Raw genomic sequence first — 8,251 nt, 5'->3', positions numbered from 1 at the left:
GACCCATCATGGTGTGCACCTCCGTCGATGACAAAGTGCATGCAAACCATGGGCCAGAAACGGGCTTCGGCGGAGTTTTTCAACAGAATCGGCCCGAAGCGGTCATTGCGGAAACGCTAGTCGAAACCATCCAAATGCGGCCATCGCTCCAAAAAGGCACGTTAGGAAACCCATGCATAGCGCATACGCCGTCGGTCGCTCCCTGGGGTCTAGCACACTGCCCCAGTGGCGCAGGGGAACCTTTTGGCGCCAAAGCGTCGCCGCACCCAATGCAATGGCCGTCAGGATGACGAGGAAACTGTAGGACTTGATTCTGACCTTGTACGGTGCCAGAACTTCCAATTGGGCGACCAGCAATGCAACGCCGGCAGCGAAGCATGCAACACCCAATGAAACAGTTACGGCATGAAGCCATCCGCGTGAACGTTTTACGTGAGTTGGAAGCATTGGGTGTGTGTCTGGTTCTGGTCGATGACCGCCATGCTAGCTCAGGCGGCACCGGGCCCTAAGCGGCCGTCCACTTGTTTGGTTTGATCGGCCTACTGATCTCAATCACATCTCACATTGCCGTGCGAACTGGTGTCTGCGGGCTCAGGGCGCACGCACCAGTGGTTTGCCATTGGCATCCAAAATAGTAGGTGCATTGCCATTTGGTCTGGATGACGCTTCATGTAGCAGATGAATCGCTTGAATTCCCATCGAGACAATTTTCGAACCCGAGTACGAGCGAGGTGTTAATGCCAATGAGCCGCTGACGCCTTCTTTTTCCACTCGCACCTGACCGTCGCCTGAGCGCAGGACGTAGAGGCGTGTGCGAACTGCGAACAAGTACCAGTACCAACCTTCGCGCATCTCTGGTGTCGAGCTTATCAACTGGGTGCACAGGATTCCGCGCACGTGATTGGCCGCGCACATCCAGTTCGCATGCCTGACTGGCTCGGGGATTCTCGAAGGCTCGACCATCCCTCGCAAATCGAGTTCGGCAAACCAAGTGCTCGAAAGAGGTTTGAAATCAAAGTTCATAGCAGATCGGTAGGTAAGACTGCTTCTGGCCGATTTCGCTCGTGAGGCCCACGGGCGCGCGGCTCGGTCGCAACTAGGCCTCTAGTCTCGTCAGCTCGACTGTATCGACCCGCGAGCCCGCGCCCATCGAAACGCGTCGCACATTGCGCACGCTCACAGGCCAAGCGGTCGCGGTGTCGACAATGAAGTCACCGCGGTCATCAAAGTCAATCGTTGCCGCCATGTCGGTGACCACGGATGCGGCGACCGGTTCTTGCTCCTCGCCTGTAGACGCCGCTTTGGCGGTCTCAGACTGCCGCACGACACCCAAGACCTCGGAGCCCAATGTGCGCGCCGTACTGGCACGATCCAATACCATCAGCCAGCCGATGTCGGCGCGCGGCTCCTGCGAGGATATGCCCCGCACTTGGTAGCGTCCAAGAACCGGAACCTCGCCCGATCCCATCGGTGAAGGGATTCGCGTACGAACTTCTAAAGGCACCCCAACGCCGTAATCGTGACCCATCGCACCGAGCAAAATCGCAGGCTCCTTCAGCAGACTTTGGGCGAGCATTCCGCCGTCGACCAGAGTCGCCTGCATTGCGGCCCGCAGTGGCTCGGCCAATGGGGCGCGTGCCGGATCGGCCGCCAACATTGCCACAAGGCTATCGAGGGATTTCACGCCATGTTCCCGCACGGCCGCGAAGTCAGCCAAGCCGGTAAGGCGCCCGCCCTCATCCAGCACAAGATCGATTGCGATGCCATCCCACAGCGCATGCATTGCCTCCAGGATTGGACGCACGCGAGGATCGGCTTCGATCACCTCGCTACCCGAGGTGATCCAACGTGCGATCCATCCTTCCGTAGTGCGGTCACGAATCTCTAGTGTCACGGTCGATCGGGAGCGATGTGCGATCACGCCGTCACGCATCAATTTCAAGTCCTGGCGATATTGCAGCAACTGCCTCGTAGAGAGTTCTGGAATCAGCGTGAACGAGTCCACAGTACCGCTTCGCGCACCTCTGAAGGCGGCCAGGCCACCGATAAGCTTCAAAAGCGTGCGCCGGGTAGTCTTGAAAAGAGTCATTGAGGAGCAGTAGCTTGGTTGGCGGAATGTCCGCATGTTCACATCGACGGCGATGCAGCGGTCCCATTCGATGAGCATATGGTTTTTTGTCAAACCACCGGTGAACGACTCTTCCCGAAGGCCGGTAGTCGCTGGTAATACTGATCGCGGTCGGACCAGGAAGCCGGCGCCCGCACTAGAGACGGACCGAACGACTGCTCTCCCAGGTCACCGCCGGCGCAAGTCGACCCTGAGCGGACATATGGTCGAGTGCCGCAAAGCCGCCATTCCATCTGCAGCTGTCTGCAGGTTCTGTTGCTGCACCTGGGCGCTCGCAAGCAAGCTGCCCAACGGCCTTCGTCCCCAACCCTTCAATCCGCTCAGGCCCTGGGAGGCCTGTGGGGAGTGTCGCATCTGTCAAAAACTGTTCGCGCATCCAGGATGTTGTGCTACAAGATTGATTTCAAAGAAATTTTGCGGATGCATTCGACTTTGTTTAACGACCGCAATTGTGGTTATCCTGCGTTTACCGTCTAAATCAAAGTTAACACTGAGGAAGCTACTCGTGCTCCCGATCAACTCTCGCGTGGTGCTCCGCTCCTTCAACGGAAGTAGTTCTGCGCCACTCGATTGTCGGACTAACCAGAACTACTGGACTCTGATCGGGGATATGGGGACGGTTGTGGATACCTTGAATCATGCTTCGCGTCCAGGTCGCGTCCTTGTGCGGTTTGATGCCGAGGTTTCCACCCGTGGTTTATCCTGTCACAACGCAGTCCCAAACAGTCTTTACATCCTTGAAAGTGACTTGGAGAAAATGCAATGAGAGGTGTGTTTAACAAGTCGGCCCAGAACGGACTGCCTTCGGCCTCCGCTAGCCTCAGTGATTGGGCTCTCAAGTGAATAGCAAATTTGAGAGTCTTGTAACGTGAGCGATCCCGTCACAATAGGGGCCTGGATCGGTGTGCTCGTCGCGCTCGGGGGTGCGATAGCGGGTATGGTTAAGTTCCTTTTCTGGGTTTTCGACGAGTGGCAAAAACGAAAAAGTCGCGAAGGCTTCGTCGTGCCAACAACCACTATGCAGCTCACCGAATTGCCGGAAGACAACTGCTGGTGGCATATGGGCAAGAAGGGTGATGAGCCAGTCATGCAAGTTGTCGGAAGAATGTTGGTGACTAACATTTCTTCCGTTGCCGTTCGCATTCCCCGGGTAGAACTGCGATACGGTATTTTTGGACGTAAGCGGGTCGCCGGCTTGGTAATGGTATCTCGGCAGCTACATGAGAATATGTATGGCATGTACGACATTTCGCCGCAAGAAACGCGAAACTTGAGTTTTGATTTTTGGGTGTACCCCCCAGTTGCTTCGCCTACCGAGGTGTTCATTCCACGTCGTGTTAAATTCTTCGACCAGTTCGGAAACTGTCACTCCGTAAAACGCCTCGTGTTTCGGTCGGACGCACCGAAAGAGGAGGTCGCCCAGAAAGAACCCGAGGAATATCTTTACGCGATAGCTGACCCAATCGAGCAGCAGGTTGCGTCGGTTCTAAAGGCAGAAATCCGCCGCTATCAAGTCTGTGGAAAGTCCGCTGGCGGCTTGGGGAGCGTCCATATTGTCTACCGCGGTCAAGCTATGACAGGGTTAGGTGGTGACTCATGGACGCCAAACTCACCAGCGAATCAATTGATAGCACGAGATACTGAAGCTGCCTCTCTTAATTCTGACAATCTCGATGCTCTGATTAGGGTTTACGAATCATACGAATCTGACGATGAGCGTGAGCGCTTCGTTAAGGCGCTGCTTGATAGAATGGGGGCTGAAAAAGGATACCTGTCAGTGTCGTATTTTATTGTTTGCGTGCTTTGGAAGATTGGCTTCTTGAGCCAAGCGTTAGAGAAAGCCAAACGCGATCTCCCTATGGGAGAAGCAAAGGCCTTTGGCCTCAGCAACGTCCTTATGCTTTTCAATGGTCTGTTGCGCTACCGACATAACGATTTTACGAACTTAATGCTTGATGAACTTGAGCGATTTACTCATGGATTGAGCGAGCACACCTTTCTGATTCCCGAAAAGATCGCGGCCATCCGAGCTATGAAATTGGGATCTCCATAGAAATGAAGCCCAACAACCACATGCACTTGACCGCCTACAGCGGGCGACGCCTGCTGTAGGCGGTCAGGTGATGCGCGACACTATGTCTCACGATCCAATGCAACCTCCTAACGTCGCTGTACTGCACTCGGAGTCAATCCCTGAGTCACACTTTGACGAGCTCAGAGTGACTGTCGAGGGCGAGGGCCTACGTTTCCATTCCGAGTCATACAAGCCCGGACCCCAGGCCGGTGTGGAATGGCTTCTGCCGACTGCGTTGGTGGTTTTCTTCTTCAAGTCATATTTCGATGGAATCTTCAACGAGATTGGCAAAGACCATTACTTCGCGGTGAAGGCGGCGCTGAAACCAATGTGGTCGCGACTTTTGGGTCCCACTGCGCCGAAGATGGTGGTGACAGGGACGCAGGGCAAAGTGAAGACCAATCAGCCCTACTCGCTGGTCTACTCGATCGTCGCCGAAGCCGGGCCGAAACTTCGTTTCAAGTTGATGTTCCCGTCCAGCCTGTCTGAGACGGAGTACGAAGAAGCAGTCGCTGCATTCTTCTCATTCTTAAAAGACTTCCATGGCCAGTCACTCGCTGACTCGATGGTCTCGAAGCTGCAGTCTGCACGCGTCCTTAGCGGTACAGTCCTTCTGGTATACGACCAGTCTGAGGCGGAGCTGAGAGTCTTAGATCCTTTAGCCAAGTCCGCCAGTGAGATATAGCAGGTTGAACCAGCGGACGGCATAGCCGCGCGCTGAGCTCATTTCGTTGTGCTGCAGAATATGACCCGCATTGTGTTCCTACTCCAACATCTGCATCTCGTGAACGGTGACGAGGAAAACGTAAAGACGCTTGGCGTTTTCGCGTCCCGTGATTCTGCTTTGGCCGCAGTTGATCGCTTCCGAAAGCTGCCTGGTTTTCGCGATGCGCCTCAATTGGCCAATGCCTCTGCACCTGGGGTCTCGGAAGGGTTCTACCTTGACGAGTTTGAACTAGATCAGGACAGCTGGTCGGAAGGCTACGTAACCGCATGAGTACTCGCTGCCCGCAGTCAACAAGTGCATCGTGCGGACAGCCGGCCAACGGCGCTGGCCGGTTACCTCCGCACGTTGCGTTCCGTCTGCCGCCCATGCACAACGTTGAATGACAGCTTTGCCGGCATAGCAGCCATTCCGATTGCAGCAATCAGCATGTCCTGTGGAGTGAGACGTGAACGCTCCAGTAAACTGGCAAGGCGATTTGTTGGACTGACCGACGATCTCGGGGGGTGTTCCGGCATGGTCAGATTTGTCGGATCCTTTAAACCTGCTCTCCGATCTTCCGGCTTAAGCCAACTGATCTATTTAAAAATGGATGCCTTCTATGTCGCACAACGTTCCTGCACGTCCTTCATGCTCGCGACACAAAGGCGGCTGTGGTCATTCGTCGTGTACCAACCCGTCGCACAGCGGTAGTCGGTTGAGATAGAACAACGACGAGTTCAAGCTTGGCCAATGGCTCTACGGTCGTATCTACGAACGACGATCCGATCGCTGGGACGGGTTAAAACCCACCCCTTAATAAACATTATGTACCTTGACTCAATGAATGCCACTACTCGAAGTAAATGTGTCGTGTTGAGTGTGGGTGTTGCCGCAGCCGCAGCATGGGCATTCGGCTTTGACGTACTTCATTTCGCTGTGTATCAAATGCTCGGGGCTCCACCAAAGCCCACGCAGCTTCTTTGGGCTGCACTTCTGCTGCAATCATTTCTGATGGGCGCACTTCCGGGCGCGATCGTCGGGTACTTCGCTCATCCTCGCAGTTACTGGGTCGCCCTCTCCTACATGGTGGTGGTCGCCATATTCGTAGTAGGTGCGAATCTGTTGCTGGCTGGCCTTCATTCAATCCCCGTCTTAGCAACGAGTTACGGCATGTGGCTTCTTCTCGCAGGCGCTCTCGTAGGCTGTCTTATCGTGACGTATGGCCGAAGTGACGCATAACGCATTCGTTGAGCAATCCATGAACCAATTTGAAAGCTTGGCCAATAACACCAAGTGGAATGAGTTTCAGCAGTTCTTGTCTGATTATGGCAATAACCCTTATTGGAAAACACAATTCACTAATGGCTTCGTCCATCCGCCTACTGGATGGGATGCGGACTGGACTTACCACTTCCGCCCGGGTGAGCATAAGTTTGTTAAGTGGTGCGAAATGCAGCCGAGCGCTACTGAAGGCGCACCATCGCTTGATGAAGTTGCAGAAACTTGTAGGCGCATTGGATCTGAAACTGAAGTTCACGAGTAGCGGTTCATACCGTCGGCTCCAACACGTCTCATTGAACGGCAGCTTTTGCGGACGCACAAGACCGCTCCTGGCCGACAGTGTGAGTACAAGGTGTCGTCGGCATGCCAATCTTCAGCGAGACGTTCCTGCAGGCCAATGACAGCTTACAGCGATCCTCCAAGGAGCCCGGTGTCGGCCAGGAGCTGTCGACCATCAAATGGGGATGCGGTCGTTCAACGCCAAGCTAAGCGGCGCGCGTTGGCGCGTCCTTGCTTGAGCGCCTTGTTAGGCCTTGCCAATTAGTTAACATTTACCTGAAACCACGGCGACTGATTATAGACATTACCAATTGTACGCTCAGACCGAATACTTACCGCATTAGGAATGGTCAAGTTTGAAGGAGATCCATTTTCCATATTATATGCCTTGGCAGTTGATACAAGGCTTTCCTTGCTACCCGTAAGTAACACTATAAAACTACCATTTGGCGGCAAATAGTTAACTTTCAAAGTGACTGTTTTTAAAGGCGGGCCATTTGGCTTTTCTATTATCTCCCCAGTAAAGCCTTGCATGGTTTGCACTATATCTTTGGCATGTGCATTTAAAACAAGCTCGACATTTTTGGCCGTGCTCGAACCTTCATTCTTTACAATAAACATTGTTCGAAATGTGTCACCATTTAATTCTCTATTGGTTTCCACTACAGAAATTTCAGGCTTTGAGTAGAGCTCAATAATAACAGGGCTGGTCAGAATGGTATTTATGACACTAACTAGCAGTGCAATTACCGAGACTCCAATAGCGATTTTTTCTCCTCGCTGCATTTTTTCTCCTTATGGCCTAACTTTGATTTAAACGGCAAAACGCCGGATACCCACAACCGCTGCCGTTAAACAAAGTCTCATGACATCCCAAAAATGCGTTTGAAATCAACTCAGTACGTCACGCACCGGTTGAATGAACAGGTTTAACAGATCCAACAAACCCGACTGGTCTCTTTGTGCCTGAGCGGCTTGATAGATCGGGCGCGCGAGCCGTTGGGCAGTTTACTGGGAAGGACGCAGTTGCAGCGAGTGCCGTCGGTCGCAGCCGGGAGCTGGGGTCACAGTGCCTTGCACGAAGCCGTCATCACCTCATCCAGCAGCGCGGCTGCGTCAATGACAGGTGTAGACGGAGCTGCAGTCATTCAGCGAGGCAGGCAGTCGCCCCGAAAACTCACCGTCGAAGGTCTGCTGCTTGCTGGACCGATCTCACGCTGGCGACTCTGTGCCGCCTGAGCTAGCATGGCGCTCATCGGCCAGAAAGAGATACTTCGACGCAATGAACCGTTCACCTTTCACTCTGATTCCTGCTTCGAAGTATGAGGTTGAGAAAGCGCAACAGCTAGTCGAGTTGGGCTGGCCAGCAGTACAGCCAGTGTTACCTCAGATTTTGGAATGGCTGCAAGATTTGAATTGGCCGGTCGCCCGTGTCTTGCAGCCATTTGTTGCGAGCATCGGAGCCCCATTGGCCCCTGCCATGAGAGACGTGCTTGTCGGGTCTGACAGCAGTTGGAAGTACAGTCTTGTCGTTGGGGTATTGGCCCATTCAGCGTCACTTCAAAGTGCGCTGGTGCCGGAGTTGAAATGGTTGGCGGAGGGCTCTGGTCGAGCTGATTCTGACGAAGGTGTGCAGGACGCTGCTCGAAACCTGCTTCAGAGAATTTCGGTGCCATGACAATTCGGCCATCGGCCAGTTGCGGACTCTCGAAGGGACAATTTCCGGGCCACTCAAACGGCGCATACCAAGTCTTCATGCGTGTGAAAATGTGGCCCAGACAGG

The 8,251-nt window shown here is 53.9% G+C and carries 8 protein-coding genes; 5 read left to right on the top strand and 3 right to left on the bottom strand.

What is annotated here, in order from left to right:
- Positions 1–591: 591 nt before the first annotated feature.
- Positions 592–1,023 carry a hypothetical protein gene (locus J2W49_RS25670; RefSeq protein WP_310322767.1) on the bottom strand — a complete coding sequence of 144 codons (432 nt, stop codon included), beginning with the start codon at positions 1,021–1,023 and terminating at the stop codon, positions 592–594.
- 73 nt (positions 1,024–1,096) lie between these two features.
- A complete protein-coding gene (locus J2W49_RS25665; protein ID WP_310322764.1) occupies positions 1,097–2,167 on the bottom strand; it encodes a hypothetical protein in 1,071 nt (356 codons plus the stop codon).
- An 829-nt stretch (positions 2,168–2,996) separates the two neighbouring features.
- On the opposite strand from J2W49_RS25665, the gene J2W49_RS25660 reads away from it, so the two are divergent.
- From J2W49_RS25660 to J2W49_RS25645, 4 genes are all read left to right on the top strand, one after another.
- Positions 2,997–4,181: a hypothetical protein gene (locus J2W49_RS25660; RefSeq protein ID WP_310322761.1), complete on the top strand. Its 1,185-nt coding sequence runs from the start codon at positions 2,997–2,999 to the stop codon at positions 4,179–4,181.
- Positions 4,182–4,347: 166 nt separating this feature from the next.
- Complete coding sequence (locus tag J2W49_RS25655; RefSeq protein WP_310322759.1) at positions 4,348–4,887, top strand: hypothetical protein; 540 nt, start codon at positions 4,348–4,350, stop codon at positions 4,885–4,887.
- 60 nt (positions 4,888–4,947) lie between these two features.
- Positions 4,948–5,199 carry a DUF7336 domain-containing protein gene (locus tag J2W49_RS25650; protein WP_310322758.1) on the top strand — a complete coding sequence of 84 codons (252 nt, stop codon included), beginning with the start codon at positions 4,948–4,950 and terminating at the stop codon, positions 5,197–5,199.
- A 967-nt stretch (positions 5,200–6,166) separates the two neighbouring features.
- Positions 6,167–6,451, top strand: a complete 285-nt coding sequence (locus J2W49_RS25645; protein ID WP_310322757.1) for a DUF6678 family protein — start codon at positions 6,167–6,169, stop codon at positions 6,449–6,451.
- Positions 6,452–6,729: 278 nt separating this feature from the next.
- Here J2W49_RS25645 and J2W49_RS25640 read toward each other — a convergent pair whose 3' ends face one another.
- Positions 6,730–7,254: a hypothetical protein gene (locus J2W49_RS25640; protein ID WP_310322754.1), complete on the bottom strand. Its 525-nt coding sequence runs from the start codon at positions 7,252–7,254 to the stop codon at positions 6,730–6,732.
- A gap of 496 nt (positions 7,255–7,750) precedes the next feature.
- Between J2W49_RS25640 and J2W49_RS25635 the strand changes: the two genes are divergently transcribed.
- Positions 7,751–8,146 carry a DUF5071 domain-containing protein gene (locus tag J2W49_RS25635; RefSeq protein WP_310322751.1) on the top strand — a complete coding sequence of 132 codons (396 nt, stop codon included), beginning with the start codon at positions 7,751–7,753 and terminating at the stop codon, positions 8,144–8,146.
- Positions 8,147–8,251 lie beyond the last annotated feature (105 nt).

The sequence above is a fragment of the Hydrogenophaga palleronii genome (assembly GCF_031457455.1).
GTDB classification, from domain to species: Bacteria; Pseudomonadota; Gammaproteobacteria; order Burkholderiales; family Burkholderiaceae_C; genus Hydrogenophaga; species Hydrogenophaga palleronii_A.
The sequence above is the reverse complement of the archived record's forward strand: the minus strand, read 5'-3'. Positions and strand labels throughout refer to the sequence as shown.